Source organism: Serratia marcescens (genome assembly GCF_001902635.1).
Classification (GTDB): Bacteria; Pseudomonadota; Gammaproteobacteria; order Enterobacterales; family Enterobacteriaceae; genus Serratia; species Serratia marcescens_F.
Genome location: NZ_MJAO01000002.1, coordinates 279,684 through 304,593, shown reverse-complemented (window position 1 = coordinate 304,593; position 24,910 = coordinate 279,684). Strand labels below are relative to the sequence as shown.

The following is a 24,910-nucleotide window of genomic DNA, read 5'->3' as shown; positions in this document are numbered from 1 at the left end:
GGGGCCGACAATGCGCCTATTTACGACGCGAGAAAATCATGGTCATCGAATTATCCACGCTGGGTTTATTTGCCCTTTCGGCCGCCGTCTTAACGCTGATTCCCGGCGCCGATATGCTGTGCGCATTGTCTAACGCCGTCAGCCAGGGAACGAAAGCGGGGCTGATTACCGTATTGGGGGCGGTCACCGGAGTGATATGCCATGTCTGTCTTGCGATTGCCGGCGTCACGGCGCTGATCGCCTCTTCGCCGCTGTTGTATCAGCTTTTCGTCATTGGCGGCGCGTTGTACATCATGTGGGTCGGGTTGGGCATTTTTACCCAGGCAAATGCGATTGGCCTGGAAAGCCACGGCGAGCGCCAAAGCCGCAAAAGGCTCTATTCGCAAGGATTGCTGACCAACCTGCTTAACCCCAAGGCCATTATTTTCATGCTGGCGTTTATTCCGCAGTTTATTCGGGTGGAAGCGGGCAGGCCGGGAATGCAGATGCTGATACTAGGCATTGAACTCATCGTTATTATGTTTGTGATTGAAGTTCCCCTGGTATTTCTGGCGGGAAAGATCGCGCTGAGTATAAAACGGCGTCCGGTCATCGGGACTTATATCAATAAATGCTTCGGTGGCGTCATTCTGTTATTAGCCTGCGCCATTTTAGCCGCGCGTTTACTCTAAAATATGTCAATTCTCTTTTGGGCAAAGTTGTTCGTTCGATAAGGTTTTATGTTCGCCCCGCTATGCTGCACGGCGAGCATTTACCGTAATCTTCTCCCGAGTTTCACAGACACTGAGGAGAATGACTAATGAAACGCTTTGAAAATAAAGTTGCCCTGGTAACGGGCAGTTCAAAGGGAATTGGCGCAGCCATTGCTAAACGCCTGGCGGCGGAAGGCGCCGTGGTTTTCATTAACTATTCCCGCGGGCGTGAAGATGCCAACCGGTTGGTTAAAGAGATCAATGAGCAGGGCGGCGTCGCTTTTCCGCTGCAGGCCAATGTCGGCATTGAGGCCGAAGTCAACGGCCTGATGCAAAACATTGTCGAGCAGTATGGTCGATTAGACGTGCTGGTCAATAACGCCGGGGTTTATGCCACCAATAGCCTGGAAGCATTTAGCGACGCGGAATATGAAAGGCACTTCAATTTAAATGTCAAAGGGCTGATTTATTGCTGCAAGGCGGCGGTCGCTGCCATGCCTGAATCGGGCGGCAGCATCGTCAATATCAGCTCCAGCGTGACCTCGTTTACGCCGGCCAATTCGCTGGTTTATACCGCTTCCAAAGCCGCGGTGGATTCGATCACCAAGACGCTGGCCAACGAGCTTGGCGGGCGCAAGATCAGGGTCAATGCGGTCAATCCTGGCTTGGTCATCACGGAAGGCGTGTATGACAGCGGCTTTTTCGATACCGATTTTAAAACGCACATTGAATCCATCACCCCGCTGGGGCGCATCGGCACACCGGAGGATATCGCCCCGGCCGTGGCCTATCTCGCCTCGGACGAGGCGGGTTGGGTGACCGGCGAGAGCCTGATCGTCGGCGGCGGTTTGCATTAATTTAGCGATGAATGGAACAGAGATGACATTAGATAAAGCCTACGGGCCACTGATTAACGGCGTATTCGAGCTGGATGGCACGGACATTCATCCCATTATTTCCCCCTCGACCGGGGAGCACCTGGCGGATTTGCACTACTGTAACGAACGGGACGTCGAGCGCGCCGTGTTGGCGGCGGAAGCGGCTTTCCCCGCCTGGAAGGCATTAGGGCAGCAGGCCCGCGCCCGCCTGGTAGCACAGCTGGCGGATGTGCTGGAAAGCGATCTGGAAAGAATGGCGCAAATCGACGCGCAGGATGTGGGCCGCTGTATCAGCGAAGTGCGCCGCGATTATCAAACGGCGGTCAGACACTATCGCTATTTCGCCGCGGTTGTCATGGGGCACGAAGACAGCGGCAGAAGCATCGCGGACGGCTACAGCCTGGCGAAACGCGAGCCGCTTGGCGTCTGCGGGCAGATTATCCCCTGGAATGCGCCGGCGATCATGGCGGCGTTCAAGCTGGCGCCGGCGCTGGTGACCGGCAACACAGTGGTGCTGAAGGCCGATGAAAACGCCTCGCTCTCCACGCTGGAGCTGGGCAAGATGATCGCCAACATTTTCCCTGCCGGCGTCGTCAACATCATTACCGGGCTCGGGAGCGTGGCGGGGGCGGCGCTGACCGGCAACCGGAAGGTGCGCAAGCTTTCATTCACCGGCAGCACGGAGGTGGGCAAGCTGGTCGCCAAGGCCGCCGCGGAGAGGCTGGTGCCCGTCACGCTGGAGCTGGGCGGGAAGAGCCCCAATATTGTGTTCCCGGACATCGAAGACATGGACGCAGTGGTGGACAACGTGACCTTCGCCGCCATCCACAATAACGGCCAGTCCTGCCTGGCGGGCACCCGGCTGTTCGTCCACGCGGACATTTACGACCGTTTCAGCGCCAAACTGGTGACGGCTTTCGAACGGGTGCGCGTCGGTTCACCGTTGGCCGAGCAATCCCGGGTCAGCTGCCTGGTTTCTGAGAAGCAGGGCGAGCGGGTGCTGGCTTATATTCGGACCGGCCTCGAGGAGGGCGCCACCCTGCTGACCGGCGGCAAACGCCGCGCCGTCGCCGGCTGCGAGCACGGCTACTTCATTGAGCCGACGATTTTTGCCGCGGAAAATGGCATGCGCATTTGCCAGGAAGAAATTTTCGGGCCGGTGCTGACGCTGATCAAATGGTCAGACTACGACGAGATGATCGCCCAGGCTAACGACAGCGAATATGGGTTGGCGTCGGGGATCTACACTCGCAGCCTGAAAAATGCCCTGGCGACCGCAGATCGGCTGGAAGCCGGGTCCGTTTGGATCAACCGCTACTCGAACATTACCGATGGCACCGCGTTCGGTGGTTACAAGAATAGCGGGATCGGCCGCGAGTTCTGCAAAGAAACGCTCAATGCCTACACGCAAATAAAAACCATCACGCTGCAGACGGATCTGCCCGCGGCCTGGTTTGCAGAATAAGGAAAAGACCGGCACAGGGACGTGCCCCCTTTTGGCCGCTTAGGGGGTATGGTTGCTGATATAACTCCTTGGCGATGCGCCCATGCTTTTCTTGAACGCGGTGCTGAAGGCGCTCTCCGATTCATATCCCAGGTCAAAGGCGATCTGGGATATTTTTTCCTTATTGGCGACCATTCGCTCGATGGCCAGGCTAAAACGCCAGATGCGAATGTATTCGTTGACGCTGTAGCCGGCCAGCTTTCTAAACCGGGTGGTGAAGGCGGTGCGCGACATGCCGGCCACGCCGGCGAGCTCGTCCAGGCGCCATTTCCTGCCCGGTTGGTCGTGTATGCGGGTCAGCGCCAGGCCGATGTGTTTGTCCGCCATCGCGTAAAACCAGCCCTCGCCGCGGCCGAGCGCGCCGGAAGAGAGCAGCATGCGCAGCGCCTGCGTCAAAATGATCTGCAGGAGATGCTCGGTGATAAGCTCGCTGCCTGGGCCGGGCTTTTCTATCTCCGACGAGAGACGGCTCAAGAAATCCTTGATGCCGGCGTTCTCCTCCCGCTGCGTTTTGATCACGATGGGTTCGGGCAGGCTGGTGATAAAGCGGAAGGTATCGTTGATCTGAAATACGAAACGGCAACCCACAAATGAGAAATCGCACCCGCCGTTGCTGAAGCAGGAGGAGCGGTCTTTCATCACGTGAATTTTTCTTATATCGATGGCCGGCGCGTTAGGGTTATCAAAAATGCTGAATTCGCGCCCGCTGGATAAGATCAGCACATCGCCTTGTTCAATCGGGTAACTGTTTGCATCGCCCGCCATTTTAATGAAAAAAGATCCACGCTTGGCGATATAAATTTTCATCCCGGAATAGTCGGGAAACAGCGCCTTGGTATTGGCGCGCATGTCAAACGTCACAATTTTCTGGCTGCTGATTTTTAGCCTGGAAACAATATCGGATAACGGATCCATTATTACCTGCTTGTCTGATGCGTTTACTGTTGAGCATAGTCGCTATTTTGCCAGGGTTATATATGACCCCAGCAGTACGGCGAGGTGAACGCATTATGGGTGAGGTGGAAGCCGGTGTACAGGCTATCCCGCCGTCCTGTCCGAATGATAAGAAAAAAAGTGCGAGCGCGAAAGTTCACGATCCGGTCGGGTGCTACGAGCGGTATTTTCCATGATGGTGACATAATGACGTCTGACCAGACAAACCGCAGCCAGCTGAACCTATTGGCGGCGTTGACGATCGCTTTATTTTTTATCTTGTTGAACAGCGGCTTTCCTACGCCGTTATATCCTTTATATTAAGAAACCCTTGCCCTGAGTAATATCGACCTGGCCTTCATTTTCTCCTCCTACGGGTTTGGCGTATTGCTGGCGGTTGCCGCGCATAACAGCGGCTGCCCGGCGAACTATGAACTATCCGCCGCAGCCCGGTGCCAGCTGGCATGTGGTATTAAGCACCGAGCTTAATATGTCGGAATTGCTGCTCAGGAAGCCGTTGTCGTTGCCCCATTAAAGGGCAGCGGAACTGCATAGGCAGTAAAGTGAAAAGGCGCGCAGGCCGGCTTAGCCTGCGCGCTTTTCGACCAGAAAGTCCAGCAGCGCCCTGACCTTGGAAGACATGTGCTCACGGGAGGGGATATACAGGTAGAAGCCGGGAAACGGCTGCGACCAGGGCTGCAGGATCCGCACCAATTCACCGCGTTCCACCAGTGCCTTCACGGCGAAATCAAAGTGCTGAATAATGCCGACATGTTGCAATGCGGCGCGGATCATGCCGTCGTCGTCGTTGGTGATCACACTGCCTTTCGGTTCGACGGAAAAGGTATGGCGCGCGTGCCGCTCGACGGTGGAAAACTCCCATTGATAAATGGCACCACTCGTGGCGTGGCGAAAAGCGATGCAGTTGTGGTTGACCAGATCCGCCGGCGTGGCGGGCGTGCCGTAACGGCTGAGGTACTGCGGCGTGGCCACCGCCACCAGTTGCACCTGCGGGGTGATGGGGATCGCCACCATATGCTCGGCGAGGCTTTCACCCAGCCGCACGCCGGCGTCGTAGCCTTCGGAAATGATGCTGGCCATGCCGTCGTCCATCACCAGCTCAAGTTTCAGCCTGGGATAGCGCGCCAGAAATTCGCCGACATGCGGTTCGATAAAGTGCTTGGCGGCCGTGCGCGAGGCGTTTATCCGCAGCAGCCCCGCCGGCTCATGGCGACGCTCTTCCAGCGTACCGACGGCGTGTTCGATTGCGTTGAGGGCGGGGGCCAGAGCTTCAAGCAGGCGTTGCCCTTCCTCCGTGAGCGACATATCGCGGGTGGTGCGGTAGAGCAGCTTGACGTTCAGCTGTTTTTCCAGCGCCTTCAGGTTTTGCGACAGCGCGGCGCGGGAAACGCCCATTTGGGCCGCCGCTTTGGTAAAGCTGCGATGCTGCGCGATATGCGCGAACCACGCCAATGAAGGAAGCAGGGAAGGCTCCATCGATACGCTCCGCATTGTAAATAACAGCTTAACACTGTAGTCCATTCCCTGTGCTTCTCAAAGAACAATACGGCGTCTAAAGTGAGCGCTATCCCAGAGGAAGCGATGCCGAATGCGTTTCCCGAGCCTGCAACCCTGTGAGGAACTCATGATGAAAACAGTCAAAATCAAACGTCAGTATTGGGACATCGCGGCGGATATTCATTTCCCGCCGGATTTCGACGAGCGGAAGAAATACCCGGCGATCATCAGCGCCCACCCGATCGGCAGCTGCAAAGAACAGACCTCGGGCAACGTCTATGGCGCGGCGCTGGCGAAAGCCGGCTTTGTGGTCATCGCGTTCGACGCCAGCTTCCAGGGCGAGAGCGGCGGCGAACCGCGCTTTATCGAAGATCCCGCCCAGCGCGTGGAAGATTTCCGCGTTGTGACCGATTATCTGGTGACGCTGGATTACGTTGACGACCAGCGTATCGGCGTGCTCGGCATCTGCGGCGGTGGCGGTTACGCCATCAACGCTTCGATGACGGAGCGGCGCATCAAAGCGGTGGCGACCATCACCGGCGCCAACTATGGCCGGGTGATGCGCGAGGGCGTGTTGGCCAATGGCGATCCTGTGGCTTTTCTGGAGGATATTGCCCGGCAGCGCACCGCAGAGGCGCGCGGTGCGGCACTGCGCGTGGACGTAGGACTGTACCCGAGCGTGGAGGCGGCACAACAAGACGGTGCCGATATCGATCTGCGCGAGGCGACGGAATACTACCGTACGGCACGCGGCGAGAAGCCGAACGGCGTAAACAAGACGCTGTATTCCCATAACGCGGTGGCTGTGGGCTGGGACGCGTTCCACCTGGCGGAAGTGCTGCTGACCCAGCCGCTGTTGGTGATCGTCGGCAGCAAACCCGGCCTGTTCGGCGCGTTGCGTGACGGCTATGAGATCGTGCGCCGCGCCAAATCGCCGCACAAAGAGCTGGTGGTGGTGGAAGGCTGGTCGCATTACGATCTCTACGACAAACCGGAGCCGGTAGCCCAGGCGCTGGAGAAGCTGGTGCCGTTCTTTAACGCCACGTTGTAAGCGGCAGGCCGGAGGGCGAGGGAGAGCCTTCCCTCGCCGTGGTGCCAGCGGCTGCGCGGTGACATGACCCGCTTGTCCTTCGGTCTATCCTGCAAGTCCTCAACCTGATTATTGAAGTTGCCCGCCAGCAGGTAGGCCGGGGTTTTCGATGTAATGCGATTGTCTGGCGACATCTGAACGGGGAGCGATTATGGAGGTGTCAATAACCTGATAACTCATTTCAGGTCATTACTTAAGGCATTGACTTGTGTAAAATCATAGACCAGTACTATTGAAATCTCTGCCAGCGTGGACTTACAGGGGCTAAAGACAACAAATACGCTTGAAATATCAAGTTTAGAGTAACTGAATCCGCTAAAAAGCAGGCAAGAAAAAACAGTAAGAAATAAACGGAATGGCGTTTTTATTTGCGAACAATGCTAATTCCGTCCGCAATTCGCCCGGCAAACCCAGTTACACCTGGCGGATACGCTTTTCGACGCCGCGTTAAACTAAGGAACGGACGATGCCGCTTCATCATGCAATTTGGCGGGTGGGTGATGCCCCTCAGCCACTGACCATCAGCAAACTCGCCAGCGAACAGTTGCTGGAGAAGATGATCTTAAGCGATCCTACCATTCTCTCCGATCAGTGGATGCTTATCGGCCATCAGGAAAATACCCTCGATAAGGGGCGTATCGATCTACTGGCTATCGCGCCGGATGCCTCGTTGATTCTGATTGAGCTGAAACGCGATCGCACACCGCGTGAGGTGGTGGCGCAGGCACTGGACTACGCCTCCTGGGTGGATGATCTCACTGCCGATCGTCTGTCGCAGATTTACGAGAAATTCTCCGGCGGCGGCAATTTGGGGGAGGCGTTTAAGCAACGATTCAACACTGAGCTGGAAGAGGACTCTCTTAACCAGTCACACCAAATTATCATCGTGGCGGCAGAACTGGACCCTTCGACCGAGCGCATCGTGGACTATCTCAGTAAGAATGGCATCTCGATTAACGTGCTGTTCTTTAAAGTGTTCCAGCACGGTGACGATCAGTTCTTAAGCCGCGCCTGGCTTCTCGATCCGAGCGAGACGCAAACCAATGCCGCGCAGGCCACCGCAGGAACCAGCGCTAAAACCAAAGATCCCTGGAACGGGGAGTTCTATGTTTCATTTGGCGATCCGTTCAGCCGGAGCTGGGAAGAGGCGCGCCGCTACGGGTTTATCAGTGCCGGTGGCGGCAGTTGGTACAGCCAGACCTTAAAACAGCTCCAGCCCGGCGACCGCGTGTGGGTAAAGATCCCGGCAACGGGCTACGTGGGCGTCGGTTTGGTCCAGAGCGCTGTAGAGCCTGTCAGCAGTTTTACGGTTAACACCGAAGACGGTGAAAAATCGGCGATGGAAGTGCTTAAGTATCGCGATCTGTATCGCCGCAATGCCGATGATCCGGACAAGTCAGAGTATTTTGTCCCGGTGAAATGGCTGGAAACCCGCAGTGAAGAAGATGCGGTCAATGAAGTGGGCTTCTTCGGCAATCAGAATACGGTATGTAAACCGACGGCACCGAAGTGGCGGCATACCATTGAAAAGCTGAAACGCTATTTCCGCCATTGGGATGCGGATGCGTAATTGGGCTGGGCGATGGGATCGTCATTTTCAACTCTCCCCCACGGTCTCCAGCACCAACTGACGAAACCGCTCGACGATCGGCGAGGCCGGGCTGCGGCGCAGCGCCAGGTAAAGCGGGGCGCTGAGCTGCGCCTCTTCGGCGAGGGTGCGGTAGACGATGCCGTCGCCGCCCAGCCGCCGCATCGAGCCGGGCACCACTGACAACCCCAGCCCGGCGCCGACCAGGCTGAGGGTGGCCGGCAGGCGCGGTGCTTCCTGCACGATACGGGGGCTGAAGCCGGCGCGGTGGCAGGCGGCCAGTATGGCGTCATACAGTCCCTGGCCCGCCGGGCGGCGATAGAGAATAAACGCCTCGTGAGCCAGTTCGGCCAGCGGCAGCGGCTGCTGCGTTTCTTGCGCCAACCGGTGGCCCAGCGGCAGGGCGACAATCATCGGCTCGCTGAGCACCGGCTCCACGCTCAGGCCGCGAATGCCGCTGGCCGGCGAACGCACGAAGGCGGCGTCGAGGCGCTGTTCCAGCAACGCCTCCATCAGTTCGCCGCTGCCGGCCTCTTCCAACTGGGTAGTGATGCCCGGCAGGATGTCGCGGTAGCGGCGCAGCAGATTGGGCACGAACGGGTGCAACGCGGCGGAACTGGTGAAGCCGATGGCGATGTGCCCTTGTTCGCCGCGGGCGGCGCGCTGCACCGCTTCGCGCAGGTGTTCTGAGCGCGCCAGCAGAGCGCGGGCCTCCTCGAACAGCACGCCGCCCGCTTCGGTGACGCGCACGCCGCGCGGCAGGCGGTGCAACAGTTTTACGCCCAATTCGTCTTCCAAACCCTGTAACAGACGGGTCAGCGGCGGCTGCTGGATAAACAGCCGCTCGGCGGCGCGGGTGATGTTGCCTTCTTCCACCACGGTGACGAACGCCCGCAGGCGGCGTAGTTCGATCATAGCCATACCTCAAAGGTATCTTTAGTTGTTCCGGAATGCATTAGACATCATGGCACGGCGGCGCGCATGATACCAAACATCAAAACAAGCGATGTGGAACGCAATGTCATGTCAGATATCAATACGTTAAAACCGCACCCGGCGCCGGGTAACGCGGAGCTGTTTGTGGGCTTTCTGTGGCTGGGGCTGATCGGCTTCGGCGGCGTGTTGCCGCTGGCGCGCAGCATGTTGGTGGAGCGCCGGCGTTGGCTGAGCGGCGAACAATTCACCGAGCTGCTCGGGCTGTGCCAGTTCCTGCCCGGCGGCAATGTGATCAACCTGTCGGTGGCGGTGGGTATGGAGTTTCGCGGGCTGCGCGGCGCGCTGTGCGCCTTGCTCGGCCTGATTAGCGCGCCGACGGCGATCGTGGTGGGGCTGGGCGTGGTTTACGCACGCTTCCAGAACGATCCCCACGTGCAGCATGTGTTCGCCGGCCTGGCCGCCGCCGCCGCCGGGCTGCTGCTCTCGACCGGGATAAAGATGCTGCTGCCGCTGCGCGGTAAATGGCCGGCGCTGGCGATCGTCACGCTGGCGCTGATCGCCATCGCCTGGCTACGCCTGCCGCTGTTGCCGACCATGCTGGTGCTGGCGCCGCTGAGCATGTTGCTGATGTGGCGCTGGCCGTCATGAGCGGGGTATTGCTTGCGCTTGCGCTGATCTTCACCGAACTCTCGCTGCTGGCGTTTGGCGGCGGCATGACCATCCTGCCGGAGATGCAGCGGCAGGTGGTGGAGGTGCATCAGTGGATGAGCGCTCAGGAGTTCAGCGCGTTGTTCGCCATGGCACAGGCCGCGCCGGGGCCGAACATGATGATCGTGCCGCTGGTCGGTTGGCACGTGGCCGGTTGGGCGGGTCTGTTGGTTTCTTCAGTCGCCAAATTTGGGCCGTCATCCATCGTCACGCTGCTGGTGATGGGGGCCTGGCGGCGCTTCAAAGATCGCCCGTGGCGCCGCATCGTGCAGGTTGGGCTGGTGCCGCTGACCGTAGGGCTGGTGGCGGCCAGCGGCATCTTGATCGCCGAGGCTTCCGCGCCCAGCTGGCGGCTGGCGGCCATCGTGGCGTTGGCGACGGGGCTGAGCATGAGCAAGCGCCTCCACCCGCTGTGGGTGCTGGCGGGTGGCGCGCTGCTTGGGTTGCTATTCGCCTGAGGTGGTTAACGCGGGATCAGCACGAAGCGTGAAGGGCCGCTACGGTCGATCAGCTCATAGCGCTTTGGCGCGGTCAGGGCTAGAAACGCCACCATGCCGCCTTCGGCGTCGGTCAGCGTCATGCCGTCCGGCGTGGGCCGCCAGGCGACCGGTAATGTCGACAGCGCCAGCGGCTGTAGGCACTGGGCGGAGGCGCTGAAACGGAAGGCGTTGGTGTTGGCCACCGCTTCGTCGCTCAATTGCACCTCGCAGACGGCTTTGCCGTCGCCGATGGCGGCGAGCTGCCAGTCGCCCTTCAGCGCGGCGGGTTCCAGCAGCGGCAGTGAACTGCCCAAGGCACTGCTGCACAATAAGCTCATAACGACTCCTGTCAGGCTGGCGCGGCGCAAGGCGCGCGTAAGGAAAAGGGTTGGCATCGGGTCACTCCTCTCGGCTGTCCGTTCACACCTTAGCACGTTCCCGGCGCGATGATGAGAGAAGGATTAGGGTTTTTAATCCTCGTTTATTCTGATCCAACTGGCGATAAAACGCCCAAAAAGACGAGCCATCAGGTCGTCGATACCCTTGCTTTTCTAATTAATGTAGAGCGAATACAAATTGTTATGATTTTCTCCATCCTGATGCCCGTCGCAGTGGAGCGAGAGCAGGCGGCCTCGCGCCGCCGGGGTTAATCACTATACTGGTCAATCCTAAGCCTTGGCTTAGATTAGAACGACTGATGAATAGTCTTGCAAAGCGAATGGGTTCCTATTGTGTAAAAGGAGAATGCAATGAGCCGCAACCACAATGACATTTTGCAAGATGACGATGAGTTCACCAGCCTGGCCGCCACTTCCCCCTACGATCACAACTATCAGTTTTACTATCACCAACCCGGCAGCCCCTATGATGGGCTGGGGTACGGTGCGCTGTTTACGTTGGACAACGCCAACCTGTACAGCAACCAGCGCGGCGGAGCCGCCATCAACAACCTGGGTAAAATCCGCGACAACTTCAGCTTCGATCGCGCCGCCGATCAGCTGACGCGTCCGGGCCTGTCGTACAATGGCGATCAGGTCTATCACCAGCCGGTCACATTGACCTATTCCTTCCTGACGCAGAGCGCGCTGAACCGCATCGGCCAGACCGGTGACGGCGACAAGGGGCTGCAACCGCTAACCCTGGCGGCGCAGGCGCAGGCGCTGAAATCGATGCAGGCTTGGGCCGATGTGGCGAACGTGACCTTTACCCAGACGCAGTCCACCGATATCCACCATCGGGCGGACATCACCTTCGCCTACTTCACCCAGCGCGCCGACGGCAGCGTTGCCGCCGGCAGCGGCCCGAACGCCATCAACGCTTACGCCTATTACCCACCGAGCACCAAGCCGGGCAGCGATAACGCCTTTGCCGGCACGGTGTGGTTCAACAAAAATTTCGCCACCCACCAGGCGCCGGTTGCCGGCGACTTTAGCAGCCAGACTTTCACCCATGAGCTGGGGCATGCATTGGGGCTGGCACACCCGGGATCTTATGATGCGTCGTTAGGCAATCCGAGCTACCAAAACGACGCGGCCTATTATCAGGACTCGCTGCAATATTCGATCATGAGCTATTTCAACGCCGGTTACACCGGCGCCGACACCAAAGGGGTGTACGGCTATGGCCCGATGGTGGATGACATCGCCGCGATCCAGAAGCTGTATGGCGCCAATATGAGCACCCGCACCGGCGACACGGTGTACGGCTTCAATTCCAACACCGGGCGCGATTTCCTGACCGCCACGGCGGACAACGGCAAACCGGTCAACTTCGCGGTGTGGGACGCCGGCGGCAACGACACGCTGGACTTCTCCGGCTACAGCCAGCAGCAGATGATCAACCTGAACGATGGCGCGTTTTCCAGCGTCGGCGGCGGCACGCAGAACGTCGCTATCGCGCGCGGTGCGATCATCGAGAACGCCATCGGCGGCAGCGGGCGCGATGTGATCATCGGCAACGATCAGGACAACCTGCTGGCGGGCAACGCCGGTTCCGACATCCTGTACGGCGGGCTGGGGGCGGATCATCTGTGGGGGGGCAAAGACGCCAACAACTTCACCGACTATTTCGTCTATCTCAACGCCAAAGAGTCGACGGTGGCGGCATTCGACGTGATCGAAGACTTCGAGCACGGTATCGACAAGATCGATCTCTCCGGCCTGCGCTTCAACAACAGCCTGAGCGAGCTGCGCTTTATCGACGGCGGCAGCGCCTTCAGTGGCCAGAAAGGGACGATCCAACTCAACTTCGACGCCTTTAACGGCACCACCGAGCTGCTGTTGAACACCCAGAGCAACAGCTACGCCGCCGACTTCAAGATCCACGTGGTCGGGCTGGTGGAGCAGAGCGATATCCTGTTTGCCTGACGGCGATGAGAGGAAAAAGCAAAGGGCCGAACGGCCCTTTTTTTACGGCTGGGCCGCCGCGGCCCTTTCCGCCACGAAGGCGCCGGTCGTCACCTCGCCGGCGCGGCGGTAGTGAGCCACGATCACGCCGCCGGGCGAGACCACCGATTGGGTCAGCGTGAAGGCCGCCGGCGCCGCATTTTCATCGAACAGCCGCTTGCCGCCGCCGAGCAGCACCGGGTAGGTGAGCAGGCGCAGTTCGTCCACCAGATCGTTGGCCAGCAGCTGTTGCATCAAGGTGCTGCTGCCCTGCACCAGCAGCACCGGCCCCTGACCGCGCTTCAGTTCGCGCAGCCGGGCGAGGATGTCCCGCCCCAGCCACTGGCTGTTTTCCCAGCCCAGCGTTTCACCGTGGTGGGTTGCGACGTACTTGACCGCCTGATTGAACATGCGGGCGATGCCGGCGGCAAATTCGTCGAACTGGTCGGCGGCGGAGTCGGTAGTGATATGCGGCCAGTAGCCGGCGAAGATATCGTAGGTGCGCCGCCCCAGCAGCAGGTCGAAAGGCGTTGAGAAGAGATCGCTCATCGTTTCCGCAATGGCGTCATCCCAGTAGGGCGCGGTCCAGCCGCCGAAGCGAAAGCCGCCGGCGCGATCTTCGTCCGGCAGACCGGGCGCCTGCATCACGCCGTCGAGGCTGACGAAAGCGCTGGCAATAATCTGTCGCATGGCTGTCTCCTGCAGGTGAGTGACAGCAGAAAGTTTAGTCGCCGCCAGGCTAAATGCACAACAGGCCATTAATCAGCGTACGGCAATGCCCGCCAACCCAAGGCTCATCCTGAATGAAACGCACGCTAACGCGGCCGTCTCTGTTCAGTTGGCTGCCTTGCCGCACCTGATACCCCTGTGCGGTCCGGCCACCATCGGGGAAGTTGCTGGCCTTCAGCAAGCGCGCCAGGCAGGCGTTGGCGCTGCCCGTCACCGGATCCTCAATCAAGGCGCCGCATTCAACCAGGAATGCGCGCATTTCGTAATCGGCCGGCCCGCCTGAGGCATAGGCGCCATAAATCACGACGCCATCAACATCACAAGCCGTTTGTAGCTGCTTAATCGCGGCTTGATTCGGCGCCACAGTCAGGCAGGATGGTGCGTCCGGCAGGCGCACCATCAGCCAACGGATGCCCATGTCGGCAATCACCGGCAGGGTGTCCGCTTCAATCAGCGCAGGTTGAAAAGCGGCTATCAGCCATTCGAGCGCTTCAAGCGCCATCGGGCGAAAACTGACTTCGGGGGCGGCAAACGCCAGCGCGCCTTCCGGCAGGGTATTGACCGCCACCAGACCGACGCCGCATTCTTGCATCACCACGCCCGGCCGTTTGGTCACCAGCCCGGCTTCCAAGAGGGCGTGCGCCGTACCCAACGTCGGGTGACCGGCGAAGGGCAACTCCTTTTCGGTGGTAAAAATGCGCACCAGATAATCCGCCGCCGGGTGCGTTGGTTTAAGCACAAACGTGGTTTCAGACAGGTTGGTCCAGCGGGCCAATGCCAGCATCTGCGCAGCGCTCAGCCCCTCGGCCTCCAGCACCACCGCCACGGGATTGCCCTGCAGCGGCGTGGTGGTAAACACGTCCACCTGTTTGTAGGCGCGGGGGGGCGCCTCATCACTTCTGAGCATTCGCTATCGTCCGTTATCAACAAAACCTGATGATAGCGATATTCGCTAATACCTTCAAAGGGTTGAGTTTTGTTTTGCGATGTCCGCCCGCCGCCATATCAACCCCGGCTTGGCGAACATTACCAGGTTGCCCAGCAGGATCAGGCACAAACCCAGCACGGCGTTGAAATGCCATTGATAACCTTCGTAGATCGTTGAGATGGTGAGCGCTACCAGCGGGAACAGCAGGGTGCTGTAGGCCGCTGCACCGGCGCCAATACGGCCGAGCAGGCTGAAGTAGGCGGCGAAGGCGATCACCGATCCGAAGATCGCCAGATACAGCAGGGAGCCGATATAGCGGCTGTCGTACTCGATCTGGAACGACGCGCCCTGCGTCAGTGCAATCAGCGCCATCAGCATCGCGCCATAGGTCATGGCATAGGTGTTGGTGGAAAAGATATCCAGCCCGCGGCGCTGATGGCGGGTGCTGATCATGTTGCCCAGCGAGAAGCCGTAGGTGCCGAGCGCGCTCAGGCCGATGCCTTTCAGCAGCTCCGGCGCCATGCGGGTGGCGGCCAGATCCTGCCAAAACAGCGCGACGATGCCGATCAACCCCAGCAGCGCCGCCGGCAGCAGGTTGGGGCTGGGGCGTTGGCGGAAAAACAACAGGCTGTTGAGGGCATTGAACAGCACCGCCATCGAGAAGATCACCGATTCCAGCCCGCTACTGATGTAGGCCGCCGCATGGTAGAAGCAGAAGAAATTGAAACCGAACACGCAGCAGCCCTGCAGCACGCAGAACAGATGATCGCGTGGTGCGAGGCGGCGCAGGCGGCGCGTCAACAGCAGCACGGCGAACATCACCGCAGCGGAAATGGCGAAGCGGTAAGCGATCGACACGGGAATGGCCACCGGGCCTTCCTGTTGCAGGGTAATCGCGATCCAGGTGGTGCCCCAAATCAGCACCACGGCCAGGTACAACAGCGCATTCATTCTATTTATTACTCCGAAAAAACCGATGGCACAGTATCCGCTTTGGCGTTCGGCGGCGCTTGCAGCGCTTTGCGCTCAGTTGCATATTCTTGCGCTTTTTTTGCCAAAAGCGCGGGGTGGCGGCTGGTATGCGGCGGCGCCACTCTTTACACTGTCGGCATGTCGAACAATGGGGCCGGCGATGTCCAACTATCAGGCGTTTGAAACACTGCGTGAGCATAAGGCGCGGCTGCACGGCAGCGTGCTGCTGGGCACCGGCGTGGAGTTGGCCGCCTGGTCCAACAGCAACGATCGCGTCACGCAGGAAAGCGCCGATCACCATACCCTGAGCCTGTACGTCGCCGACGGCTATGAGTGCTACCAGCAGGTGCCGGGCGGCTGGCGCAACGGCGGCGGGCCGGATCGTTTTTGCATCATGCCGCGCCAGTATGCCTCCACCTGGGACGTGCGCAGCGATCTGTCGTTCGTGCATCTGTATTGCACCGACGGGCATCTGCGACAGCTGGCGGAGCAGACCTGGGATCGCAGCCCGGCGTCGATCAACGTAGAGCAGCGCAGCTTCGGCGAAGATCCGCAGATTACGCTGCTGTATCGCCAGTTTTTGCTCAACTGCGACTGGCAGGATCGCGCCAATCTGCTGGCGCTCAGCAGCGCGTCGAACCTGCTGATGTCGCATCTGATCCAGCGCTACAGCCAGCTGCAGTGGCAATTGCCGCAGGCGCGCGGCGGCCTGGCGCCCGCAGTGGCGAAGCGGGTGCGGGAATATATCGAAAGCCACCTCGATCGGCCTTTGCTGTTGGCGGATCTGGCGGGGCAGGCCGGGCTGAGCGAATACCATTTCGCCCGTATGTTCAAGCACGCCACCGGCCTGGCACCGCACCAGTTCGTGATGCGCGCGCGGCTTCAGCGGGCGGAACAGCTGTTGCGGCATAGCCAACAGCCGATTACCGAGATCGCGCTGGCGTGCGGCTTCAGCTCCGCCAGCCATTTCAGCAACCGCTTCAAGGCGGCCTATGGATTTGCTCCGCTGCAGGTGCGGCAGGGGCGCTAACCGGAATGGAGAGCAGCATGGATCAACAATTTGCGGGGCTGGGCGTGTTGTTTGTCGCCGGATTCGGGCCGATCACGCGTGAGAGCGACGAGAGCAAAGCGTTTTATGTCGAGGCGCTGGGGCTGCCGCTCAAGCCGATGCCGGGCAACGAAACCTATCTGCTGTCGGAGCAGGGCGCGCTGGACGGGGTGAAGCATTTCGCCCTGTGGCCGTTGGCGCAGGCGGCGCAGTCCTGCTTTGGCGACGATCGTTGGCCGGCGGATTTACCAACGCCGCAGGCGTGGATCGAGTTCGACGTGGCCGATATGGCGCTGGCTACCCAAGGCCTGATCGATCGCGGTTATCGGCTGCTGGTCGCCAACCGCGAAGAGCCGTGGGGGCAAAGCGTCACCCGCTTGCTCAGCCCGGAAGGGTTGCTGATTGGCGTCACCTATACACCCTGGCTGCGCTAAACCCCCGCGCCGTTCGCCGCCGTTTTCCTGCGGCGGGCGGCTTAAGAATAAATACGCATTAGCTTAAAACGATCTGCGCTATAGACCCATCAAAACCCCGAGTCGTTTCCCTTGCTGGAAACAGTAATCCCGTTCATTGCGTAAAAACCAATGGCCAGAACGCGCTATTGCCATGCCATTTTGCGGCGATTTTCCGCCGTCTTATTTCGCCGCCAGGTACCTGATAGGAATAGAGATTATTCTTATATTTCTGCCAATCGTTAAGAAATAATAATGATTCTCGTTTTCAACCACGGAAAGGAGAAGGAACGATGAAAACAGTGAAGCGAACGGGTATCGCGTTGGCGATAGCCCTGACTTTCCCCCTAGCATTCCCTGCCGCTGCGGCGGCGCAAACCTCCCTGGCAAACAATAAGGCGGCGACGATGACGGAAAAACACGGGCAGTTCATTGCGGTCGGTAAAGTGGTGCAGGTGACCTTCGGCGATTTCGCCTTCAAGCTGGATTTTACCGATGACAAGACCATGACCTTCACCGGCATCGGCGAGGCGTCGCAGGGCATCACCGATACCGTGCAGTACACCGCGGTGGAGATTCGGCCGCAGGTCTATATGGTCTATTGGCACGAGCCGCAGTCCGGCGACAACGTGACGCATATCGAGGACTTTGAGCGCGGCGAGGTTTACACCAACATCGCCGCCAAGGACGGTAGCTTCACCCATCTGAAAGGGCAGTTGAAAATCGTAGGTCACTCAGGAAAATAAGGAGCGTTTATGAAAAAGGCATTGATCACCTGTGCGATCGCCGGCGGCTTACTGGCGAGTGACCCGGCGCTGTCAACGGATCGGGCGGCGTCTCAGCAGCCGGCCGGTCAAGGCGGCTATCATCATGCTCAGCAAAAGCTGAAGGTGGTGGAAGAGCTGTATGCGGGCTTCTTCAACCGCCACGACATCAGCGTGGCGCAGAAGCTGATCGCGGAGAATTACAAACAACACAATCCGTTCGTCGGTGACGGCATCAAACCGTTCCTGGATTTCTTCAGCCAGAACTTTAAAGATAACCCGCAGTTCAGCGCCAAAATATACCGCAGCGCGGTCAGCGGCGATCTGGTCTACGTTCACGTCCAATACCAGAATAACCCGCAGGATCGCGGCACCGCCAGCGTGGATATTTATCGGGTGAACGATCAGGGGAAAATCACCGAGCATTGGGACGTCAATCAGGAAGTGCCGGAAAAATCGGCCAACGACAATACCATGTTCTGATGCAGCGGGCCGCTGCGGCGGCCCTCTCTACATCTGCGCAACACTTTATTTACTTACATAAGTACCAAATGACCGCAGCGTCGAGTAGGCTACGGCCGCCTTTAGCAGTGGTGGTACGGTTGATGGGCGTCATTGTCCCACTACTGCTTGAGGCATTCCCTCGTTATCCCACGCGTTTATTATCCAGCTTATTGAACTGATTGCGCAGCTGCAGCGCATTGACAAGCACCAGCACCGCCGTTACGGCGAACACCCAACGGAACCCCATCAGCGCCGAAATGCCTGAACCCAGCAGCGGGCCGACCACGTTGCCCAGATACATAAATGATTGGTTATAGCCGAAAATGCGGCCGGTCACCTGATCGGAGGAATACTTCAGCAACAGCGCCTGCACCGCCGGCATCAGCGCGCCGTCGGCAAAGCCCAGCAGAAAACGCAGAATGCCCAGCTGCAGCGGCGTATTCACCCAGGCCATCACGGCGAACAGGCCGGTGGTGAACAGCAGCGCGGCGATCAGAATGCGCGCGGTGCCGATGCGATCGCCGAGCCGCCCGAGTCGCGGTGCCGAGATCAGTGCCGCAATGCCGGGTACGGCGGCGATCATACCGCTGACAAAGGCGATATTGCTGACATCGCCCGACAGTTCGCGAATGAACAGCGTCAGGATCGGGCTGATGGACGAGTTGGCTAGCTGGATCATCAGGGTGCAAACGAACAGGGTGACGATCAGCGCTGGATAGGGCAGCGTGCGGAACACCGCCTTGCCGCTCAACTGATCCGCTTTTTTCACCGTGATGCGCCGCTCTTTAATCAGGAACAGCGTCACCAGGAAGCTGACGAACATCAGCCCGGCGGTGACGAAAAACACCACCCGCAGCCCCAGATGGTCGGCCATCAGCCCGCCCAGCAGCGGCCCGGCGATCACGCCGGAGATCTGCCCGGTAGAGAGCGTCCCCAGCGCCCAGCCGCTTTTATCGCGCGGCGCCTGCGAGGCGACCAGCGCCATGGCGTTGGGAATATAGCCGGACGTCAGCCCCATCAGGGCGCGCAGCGCGAACAATTGCCAGACGTTGGTGGCTAACCCCTGCAGCGCGATGACGATCGCCATGCCCAACGAGGCGCGCAGCAGCATCAGCTTGCGGCCTTTACGGTCGGCCAGGCTGCCCCACAGCGGCGATACCACCGCCGAGACTAAAAAGGTGCCGCTGAACACCAGCCCGGACCACAGGCTGAGGGATTGGTGATCGCTGACGCCGAGCTGTTCGACGTACAGCGGCAGAAAAGGGAGGATTTGGCTCATCGCCAGCCCGGTGAAGAAACACCCGAGCCAGACCGAGATCAGATTGACTTTCCACGCTTCCATCGGCTTACCGTACCACGTTGAATGAGGAGGGATTTATTAAGCAAAATAATAATAACACTGCAAATTAATCGGCGAGGGGCAAATGCGTGAGCAAACGTAACCCTGCCGGTTGCAGTGTCTTTTTTGCTATATATTAATAGCTATATTATCATAGGTAATTAGGTTAAGCCAGAGCGGCGCGGTGGCTGAACAGGGCGTCATTGACCGCGCGAGCCGGCAGGGTGAAAGTAGGGATAAACTGAACACTATCGACTGATGCCAATGAAAAAAGATCATCCTGAAGATGTGACGCTGCTGCGTACGCAGTTAATGTCGCTGGTGCGCCGTATGCGGCGCGAGTCGCGCAGCGACGAAAAGTCCTGGGCTCAGCTGCTGTTGCTGGGAGCTATCGACCGCCACGGCGGCGAAGCAACGCCGTCGCTGTTGGCGGAGTCGGAGCGTATGCGCTCCTCTAACCTGGCCGCCGCGCTGCGTGAGCTGGAGGCCGATGGGCTGCTGGTGCGCACGCCGGATGCCGAAGATAAGCGCCGAGTGCGGGTGTGTCTGACGCCCGCCGGTCTGGGGTTGCTGCAGGAGAGCCGCACGCGGCGTGAAACGTGGCTGCTGGCGGCAATGGAAAGCTGTTTAAGCGAGCGGGAGCAAGCGCTGTTGATCGAAGCGGGGGCGCTGATGGCGCGGCTGGCGGCGGCGCCGTCAACGGAAACGGAATAATCGCGGGGGCGGCGAGGTTACGGCATCGGCCAATCGACCGGCATGGTGCTGACCACGTCCACATAGCGGTCCCAGGCCGATGACCAGAATTGGGTGAAGGCTTCCAGGGTGAAGTGGATGCCCATCAGGCCCGTCACGAACCAGCAGGCGGTAAACAGGCCCAGGCTGCTGAACATGAACGCCATGCCGTTGCGGCTGGTTTTACGGCAAACGACGTTTAACTGGCTGGCGAAGAACATCATCACGGCGCTCAGCAACTCCCAGCGCATCATGATTAAACCGGTGGCAATGGCACTCATCGAACTCGATCCTATGTCACAAAAAAGCCGCATCCGGCAGGGCGCCGACAGGGAAATGCGGGGGAATAACGGGAATAGTGTGATTAAGATCACATTGTAGCATTGGGGCGAACGGTGGCTCAATGGGGAGCGCGGTGAAAAAAACGCCGACGGTAACATTCCAATATGCTGAAACAGTTATGCCATTTCATTAGCAACCTTTTCATGGGGCGGTGCGCCCGATAACGCTATGCTTGCCGGCTTTTCAGTTCCCTGATTTTGCGGGGAAATGTGACGCAAAAGGTATCGGCACCGCATGGCCCTGTTAAAAGAAAAAATTCGCGACCACTCTGCGGAAGAGATGCTGTTTATCCGGCGGGCAGGCGTAGCGTTGGCGTTGGTGGTGGTCTGTTTCGGTGCGCTGATCGTCAACCTCTACCGGCTGCAAATTCGCCAGCACGGCTTTTACCAAACGCGTTCCAACCAGAACGACATCAAGATGCTGCCGATCGCCCCCAGCCGCGGGTTGATCTTCGATCGCAACGGCATTCCGCTGGTGCGAAACGTGACACTGTATCGCATCGAGGTCACGCCCAGTAAAATTACCGATATGGCGGCGTTGCTGCAGGCGTTGACGCCGATCGTCTCTCTGACGCCGGAAGACATCCGCACGTTTCGCGACGATATGCACCACAACAGCCGCTACAAGCCGGTGACGCTCAAAGCCGGACTGAGCGACACCGAGGTGGCGCGCTTTGCCGTCAATCAATACCGTTTCGACGGGGTGACCATCGATACCTATCAACAGCGTGAATATCCTTATGGCGCCCAGTTGGCGCACGTGCTGGGCTATGTATCGAAGATCAACGACAGCGATCTTAAGCGTCTGGACAAGGCCGGGCTGAGTGAGAACTACGCTGCCGACCGCAACATCGGCAAACAGGGCATCGAGGCCTATTACGAGTCTGAACTGCACGGCACCACCGGCTATCAGGAAGTGGAGGTGGATAACCACGGGCGGGTGATCCGCTTGCTGAAGGAGCAGCCGCCACAGGCCGGTAAAAACATCTACTTGACGCTCGACTTGCCGCTGCAGCAGTACATCGAATCGGTGCTGAAGGGGCAGCGCGCCGCGGTGGTGGTGGAAGACCCGCGCGACGGCGGCATTCTGGCGATGGTCTCCAGCCCCAGCTACGATCCCAATCCCTTCGTCAAAGGCATCGGTTATCAGGCCTATAAGGCGTTGTTGACCAACCCGGATCTGCCGCTGATCAACCGCGTCACCCAGGGATTGTACCCACCGGCGTCGACGGTGAAGCCTTACATGGCCGTTTCGGCGCTGTTCGCCGGAGTGATCACGCCCACCACCACCTTTTTTGGTGCGCCGACCTGGACGCTGCCCGGCACCGAACGCCGCTACCGCGACTGGCTGAAAACCGGCCACGGCATGCTCAACGTCACCAAAGCGATTGAGGAATCCGCCGACACCTTCTTTTATCAGGTGGCGTATGAGATGGGCATCGATCGCATCCACCACTGGCTGAGCCAGTTCGGCTATGGCCAGTCCACCGGCATCGATCTGAACGAAGAGTACCGCGGCGTACTGCCGAGCCGCGACTGGAAGCTGAAGGTGCACAAAAAGGGTTGGTATCAGGGGGATACGGTTTCGGTGGGCATCGGCCAGGGGTATTGGGTAGCCACGCCGATCCAGATGGTGAAAGCGCTGACCACGCTGCTCAACAACGGCCAGGTGAAAACGCCGCATCTGCTGTATTCGCTGCAGCAGGGCAACCGGGTGATGCGCTACCGGCCACCGGCGCAGGCGGCGCAGATTGGCGATCCCCGTTCGCCTTACTGGGGCATCGTGCGCAACGGCATGTACGGCATGGCCAACCTGCCGAACGGCACCGGCTACAAGCTGTTCCACACCGCGCCGTACCAGATTGCCGCCAAATCCGGTACTTCGCAGGTGTTCAGCTTGAAGCAGAACCAGATTTACAACGCCAAAATGATCCCGGTGCGGCTGCGCGATCACATCTTCTATACGCTGTTCGCGCCTTACAAAAATCCGCGAGTGGCGATGGCGTTGATCCTGGAAAACGGCGGCGGCGACGGCGTGGTGGCGGGGCCGACCGCGCGCGCGATCCTCGACCACATTTTTGACCCGGCCAACGCGCCACAGCCCGGCGATGCGGCGCAAAGTAAACCGCAGTTAAACGACAGTGCGGATGTGCAACGGTGAGGCGGTTTGTTTTTACTTTCTTACAAACTGCAATCTCCTGACCATTTCCGGCAAGGTAGACTGAAATAACACCATAAACCGAATAAAAACGCAGGGTTAACACAACAGTGGCGCCATCGACCAAAAAAAGCGGTAAAACCTATTCCACAGTTCGTTTCGGCTGGATTTGCGCCGGCATGCTGGTCTGTTTTTTTCTGTTGGCGTTCAGGGTCGGCTATCTGCAACTGCTGGAACACCAGCAGCTGGCGGATCAGGCCGACCAGCGGTCGATCCGCACCCAGGTGGTGCCGACCAACCGCGCCATGATCACCGATCGCAACAATGAGGCGCTGGCGGTCAGCGTGTCCTCCAAAGATATCGTGCTGGATCCGAAGCACATCCTCGATACCCAGACCGACACCGGCAACGAGCGCTGGCAGAGTATGGCCAACGTGCTGAAGCTCCCGTTGGCGGACATACAGCATCTGATCCAGAGCAACGCGCGCAAGCGCTTCGTCTATCTGGCGCGCAAAGTGGAGGACGACAACGCCCTCTACATCAACAAACTGCACCTGACCGGCGTCAGCACCGAGCAGGATTTTAGCCGCTTCTATCCGATGGGCCAGGACGCCGCCGGGTTGATCGGCATTGTCGGCCAGGACAACCAGGGGCTGGAGGGCATCGAGCTGGGCTTCAACCCGCTGTTGCAGGGTAAAAATGGCCTGCGGGTCTACCAGAAGGACGGCAGCGGCGCGGTGATCGGCGTGCTCAAAAGCGTGGATCCGGTGCCGCCGCCGAACGTGACGCTCAGCATCGATAAATTTATCCAATACGTGCTTTATGCGCAGATCCGCGATGGCGTGGTGGCCAACCAGGCCGATTCCGGCTGTGCGGTGCTGGTCAAGATCGACACCGGCGAGATCCTCGGCATGGCCAGCTACCCGTCGTTCAACCCGAACAACTATGGCAGCACCCCGGCGAAAGACATTCGCAACGTGTGCAGCAGCGACAGCTTCGAACCGGGGTCGACGGTGAAACCGGTGGTGGTGATGGTGGGGCTGGAGCATAAGCTGATCCGGCCGGATACGGTGCTGGACACCACGCCGTATCGGGTGAACGGTCACCTGATCAAAGACGTCGGCCACTGGTCGAAGCTGACCATCACCGGCGTGCTGCAAAAATCGAGCGACATCGCGGTCTCGCATATTGCGCTGGCGTTGCCGGCCACGGTGCTGCCGGCGGTCTACCGCAGCTTTGGTCTGGGGCGGCCGACCGAGCTGGGCATCGGCAACGAGAGCAGTGGCTACCTGCCGCAGCATCGCGAACGCTGGGCCGATATCGAACGCGCCACTTTCTCCTTCGGCTATGGGCTGCGGGTGACGCCGCTGCAGATGGCGCGCGAGTATGCTGCTATCGGTTCTTTCGGCATTTATCGGCCGCTGTCGATCACCAAGGTGACGCCGCCGGTGATGGGGCAACGTATTCTGCCGGCGGAGACGGTACGATCCGTGGTGCATATGATGGAGAGCGACGCGTTGCCGGGCGGCAGCGGGGTGAGCGCCGCGGTGCCGGGCTACCGGCTGGCGATCAAAACCGGTACCGCCGAGAAAATGGGCCCGAGCGGCAAATATGACGGCGGCTACATCAACTACACCGCCGGCGTGGCGCCGGCCAGCGATCCGCAGGTGGCGCTGGTGGTGATGGTCAACAACCCGAAAGCCGGCAAGCACTTCGGCGGTTCGGTGGCGGGGCCGGTGTTCGGCAAAATCATGGCCCAGGTGCTGGAGCACATGAATATTCTGCCGGATGCCCAGCCGCTTAACGTGGTGTCGTCGGTCAAGGGGTGATGGGGATTAGCGCGATTCCAGCAGGCGCTTCAGCGCCTGCAGATCGGCGTCCACCAGCCCGGCGTCGCGGGCGAACAGCGCATCGTCCATCTCCGGCTGGCGGAACAGGGTGAAGATCACCTCGGTGCCACGCCGGTTGGCGAGCGCGCGCAGCGGCACGTAGACCACGCCGCCGTCCGGCAGCGTCACCCAATGATCCAGCACGCCGAAGGCGTTCGGCGCGCTGAAGCGAATGCGGATCCTCCCCTGTGGCGTGTCCGCGACCCAGTCTTCACCTTCCCGCTGTAAACTGTTGGCTAACCCTTTGGCCCACAATGGGAAATTTTCCGGGCGGCTGAGAAAAGCGTACACCTCGTCACAGGGGCGGTTGATGGAGACGTGCAGCGTTTGTGCGCTCAGCATGA

General features: G+C 59.5%; 26 protein-coding genes. 16 read left to right on the top strand and 10 right to left on the bottom strand.

Going from position 1 to position 24,910, the window contains the following annotated elements:
* The first annotated feature begins 38 nt into the window (after positions 1 to 38).
* From BHU62_RS03040 to BHU62_RS03030, 3 genes are all read left to right on the top strand, one after another.
* Complete coding sequence (locus BHU62_RS03040) at positions 39 to 671, top strand: LysE family translocator (RefSeq protein WP_073529088.1); 633 nt, start codon at positions 39 to 41, stop codon at positions 669 to 671.
* A gap of 128 nt (positions 672 to 799) precedes the next feature.
* Positions 800 to 1,549 carry an SDR family NAD(P)-dependent oxidoreductase gene (locus BHU62_RS03035; protein WP_073529087.1) on the top strand — a complete coding sequence of 250 codons (750 nt, stop codon included), beginning with the start codon at positions 800 to 802 and terminating at the stop codon, positions 1,547 to 1,549.
* 22 nt (positions 1,550 to 1,571) lie between these two features.
* Positions 1,572 to 3,035 carry an aldehyde dehydrogenase family protein gene (locus BHU62_RS03030; protein ID WP_073529086.1) on the top strand — a complete coding sequence of 488 codons (1,464 nt, stop codon included), beginning with the start codon at positions 1,572 to 1,574 and terminating at the stop codon, positions 3,033 to 3,035.
* A gap of 39 nt (positions 3,036 to 3,074) precedes the next feature.
* Here the strand turns inward: BHU62_RS03030 and BHU62_RS03025 are convergent, their stop codons facing one another.
* Together BHU62_RS03025 and BHU62_RS03020 are read right to left on the bottom strand one after the other, a co-directional pair.
* Entirely contained in the window at positions 3,075 to 3,989 is a 915-nt protein-coding gene (locus BHU62_RS03025) for an AraC family transcriptional regulator (protein ID WP_073529085.1), read from the bottom strand.
* 603 nt (positions 3,990 to 4,592) lie between these two features.
* Entirely contained in the window at positions 4,593 to 5,504 is a 912-nt protein-coding gene (locus tag BHU62_RS03020) for a LysR family transcriptional regulator (RefSeq protein ID WP_078062001.1), read from the bottom strand.
* Positions 5,505 to 5,655: 151 nt separating this feature from the next.
* Between BHU62_RS03020 and BHU62_RS03015 the strand changes: the two genes are divergently transcribed.
* Both BHU62_RS03015 and BHU62_RS03005 read left to right on the top strand, forming a co-directional pair.
* Complete coding sequence (locus BHU62_RS03015) at positions 5,656 to 6,576, top strand: alpha/beta hydrolase (protein ID WP_073529083.1); 921 nt, start codon at positions 5,656 to 5,658, stop codon at positions 6,574 to 6,576.
* 505 nt (positions 6,577 to 7,081) lie between these two features.
* Complete coding sequence (locus tag BHU62_RS03005; protein WP_073529081.1) at positions 7,082 to 8,185, top strand: nuclease; 1,104 nt, start codon at positions 7,082 to 7,084, stop codon at positions 8,183 to 8,185.
* Between the two features lie 27 nt (positions 8,186 to 8,212).
* Here BHU62_RS03005 and BHU62_RS03000 read toward each other — a convergent pair whose 3' ends face one another.
* A complete protein-coding gene (locus BHU62_RS03000) occupies positions 8,213 to 9,124 on the bottom strand; it encodes a LysR family transcriptional regulator (protein WP_073529080.1) in 912 nt (303 codons plus the stop codon).
* A gap of 102 nt (positions 9,125 to 9,226) precedes the next feature.
* On the opposite strand from BHU62_RS03000, the gene BHU62_RS02995 reads away from it, so the two are divergent.
* Together BHU62_RS02995 and BHU62_RS02990 are read left to right on the top strand one after the other, a co-directional pair.
* Positions 9,227 to 9,787, top strand: a complete 561-nt coding sequence (locus BHU62_RS02995) for a chromate transporter (RefSeq protein WP_073529116.1) — start codon at positions 9,227 to 9,229, stop codon at positions 9,785 to 9,787.
* Entirely contained in the window at positions 9,784 to 10,305 is a 522-nt protein-coding gene (locus BHU62_RS02990) for a chromate transporter (RefSeq protein ID WP_073529115.1), read from the top strand. The genes BHU62_RS02995 and BHU62_RS02990 overlap by 4 nt, the downstream gene beginning before the upstream one ends.
* Positions 10,306 to 10,310: 5 nt before the next feature.
* Here BHU62_RS02990 and BHU62_RS02985 read toward each other — a convergent pair whose 3' ends face one another.
* Complete coding sequence (locus BHU62_RS02985; protein WP_073529079.1) at positions 10,311 to 10,664, bottom strand: AprI/Inh family metalloprotease inhibitor; 354 nt, start codon at positions 10,662 to 10,664, stop codon at positions 10,311 to 10,313.
* Positions 10,665 to 10,775: 111 nt separating this feature from the next.
* On the opposite strand from BHU62_RS02985, the gene BHU62_RS02980 reads away from it, so the two are divergent.
* Both BHU62_RS02980 and BHU62_RS02975 read left to right on the top strand, forming a co-directional pair.
* Complete coding sequence (locus BHU62_RS02980) at positions 10,776 to 10,976, top strand: hypothetical protein (RefSeq protein ID WP_073529078.1); 201 nt, start codon at positions 10,776 to 10,778, stop codon at positions 10,974 to 10,976.
* A 99-nt stretch (positions 10,977 to 11,075) separates the two neighbouring features.
* On the top strand, positions 11,076 to 12,692 hold the full coding sequence (locus tag BHU62_RS02975) for a serralysin family metalloprotease (protein WP_073529077.1): 1,617 nt from the start codon (positions 11,076 to 11,078) through the stop codon (positions 12,690 to 12,692).
* Positions 12,693 to 12,734: 42 nt separating this feature from the next.
* Here BHU62_RS02975 and BHU62_RS02970 read toward each other — a convergent pair whose 3' ends face one another.
* Genes BHU62_RS02970 through BHU62_RS02960 form a run of 3 tightly spaced genes read right to left on the bottom strand, consistent with a single transcriptional unit; the run spans position 12,735 to position 15,318 of the window.
* Positions 12,735 to 13,400 (bottom strand): dihydrofolate reductase family protein, encoded by a 666-nt coding sequence (locus BHU62_RS02970; RefSeq protein WP_073529076.1) that lies wholly within the window; start codon positions 13,398 to 13,400, stop codon positions 12,735 to 12,737.
* A 49-nt stretch (positions 13,401 to 13,449) separates the two neighbouring features.
* On the bottom strand, positions 13,450 to 14,346 hold the full coding sequence (locus tag BHU62_RS02965) for a PhzF family phenazine biosynthesis protein (RefSeq protein WP_073529075.1): 897 nt from the start codon (positions 14,344 to 14,346) through the stop codon (positions 13,450 to 13,452).
* A gap of 54 nt (positions 14,347 to 14,400) precedes the next feature.
* The gene (locus tag BHU62_RS02960; RefSeq protein ID WP_073529074.1) at positions 14,401 to 15,318 is read right to left on the bottom strand and encodes a DMT family transporter; all 918 of its coding nucleotides are present in this window, start codon (positions 15,316 to 15,318) and stop codon (positions 14,401 to 14,403) included.
* A 181-nt stretch (positions 15,319 to 15,499) separates the two neighbouring features.
* On the opposite strand from BHU62_RS02960, the gene BHU62_RS02955 reads away from it, so the two are divergent.
* The 4 genes from BHU62_RS02955 to BHU62_RS02940 all read left to right on the top strand — a co-directional run bounded on the left by BHU62_RS02955 (position 15,500) and on the right by BHU62_RS02940 (position 18,086).
* Complete coding sequence (locus tag BHU62_RS02955) at positions 15,500 to 16,369, top strand: helix-turn-helix domain-containing protein (protein ID WP_073529114.1); 870 nt, start codon at positions 15,500 to 15,502, stop codon at positions 16,367 to 16,369.
* Between the two features lie 17 nt (positions 16,370 to 16,386).
* Positions 16,387 to 16,821 carry a glyoxalase gene (locus BHU62_RS02950; RefSeq protein ID WP_073529073.1) on the top strand — a complete coding sequence of 145 codons (435 nt, stop codon included), beginning with the start codon at positions 16,387 to 16,389 and terminating at the stop codon, positions 16,819 to 16,821.
* 311 nt (positions 16,822 to 17,132) lie between these two features.
* A complete protein-coding gene (locus BHU62_RS02945) occupies positions 17,133 to 17,585 on the top strand; it encodes a MoaF-related domain-containing protein (RefSeq protein ID WP_236720601.1) in 453 nt (150 codons plus the stop codon).
* 9 nt (positions 17,586 to 17,594) lie between these two features.
* The gene (locus tag BHU62_RS02940) at positions 17,595 to 18,086 is read left to right on the top strand and encodes an ester cyclase (protein WP_073529071.1); all 492 of its coding nucleotides are present in this window, start codon (positions 17,595 to 17,597) and stop codon (positions 18,084 to 18,086) included.
* Positions 18,087 to 18,249: 163 nt separating this feature from the next.
* On the opposite strand, the gene BHU62_RS02935 is transcribed toward BHU62_RS02940, so the two are convergent.
* Positions 18,250 to 19,449: a multidrug efflux MFS transporter gene (locus BHU62_RS02935; protein WP_073529070.1), complete on the bottom strand. Its 1,200-nt coding sequence runs from the start codon at positions 19,447 to 19,449 to the stop codon at positions 18,250 to 18,252.
* 261 nt (positions 19,450 to 19,710) lie between these two features.
* Here BHU62_RS02935 and BHU62_RS02930 point away from each other — a divergent pair, with 261 nt between their 5' ends.
* The gene (locus BHU62_RS02930) at positions 19,711 to 20,160 is read left to right on the top strand and encodes a MarR family winged helix-turn-helix transcriptional regulator (RefSeq protein ID WP_073529069.1); all 450 of its coding nucleotides are present in this window, start codon (positions 19,711 to 19,713) and stop codon (positions 20,158 to 20,160) included.
* 17 nt (positions 20,161 to 20,177) lie between these two features.
* Here the strand turns inward: BHU62_RS02930 and BHU62_RS02925 are convergent, their stop codons facing one another.
* Positions 20,178 to 20,459 (bottom strand): YjcB family protein, encoded by a 282-nt coding sequence (locus tag BHU62_RS02925; RefSeq protein ID WP_073529068.1) that lies wholly within the window; start codon positions 20,457 to 20,459, stop codon positions 20,178 to 20,180.
* Between the two features lie 295 nt (positions 20,460 to 20,754).
* Between BHU62_RS02925 and mrdA the strand changes: the two genes are divergently transcribed.
* Complete coding sequence (gene mrdA / locus BHU62_RS02920) at positions 20,755 to 22,680, top strand: penicillin-binding protein 2 (RefSeq protein WP_073529067.1); 1,926 nt, start codon at positions 20,755 to 20,757, stop codon at positions 22,678 to 22,680.
* A gap of 107 nt (positions 22,681 to 22,787) precedes the next feature.
* Positions 22,788 to 24,506 (top strand): penicillin-binding transpeptidase domain-containing protein, encoded by a 1,719-nt coding sequence (locus BHU62_RS02915; protein WP_073529066.1) that lies wholly within the window; start codon positions 22,788 to 22,790, stop codon positions 24,504 to 24,506.
* Between the two features lie 6 nt (positions 24,507 to 24,512).
* Here BHU62_RS02915 and BHU62_RS02910 read toward each other — a convergent pair whose 3' ends face one another.
* Complete coding sequence (locus tag BHU62_RS02910) at positions 24,513 to 24,908, bottom strand: SRPBCC family protein (RefSeq protein WP_236720599.1); 396 nt, start codon at positions 24,906 to 24,908, stop codon at positions 24,513 to 24,515.
* Positions 24,909 to 24,910 lie beyond the last annotated feature (2 nt).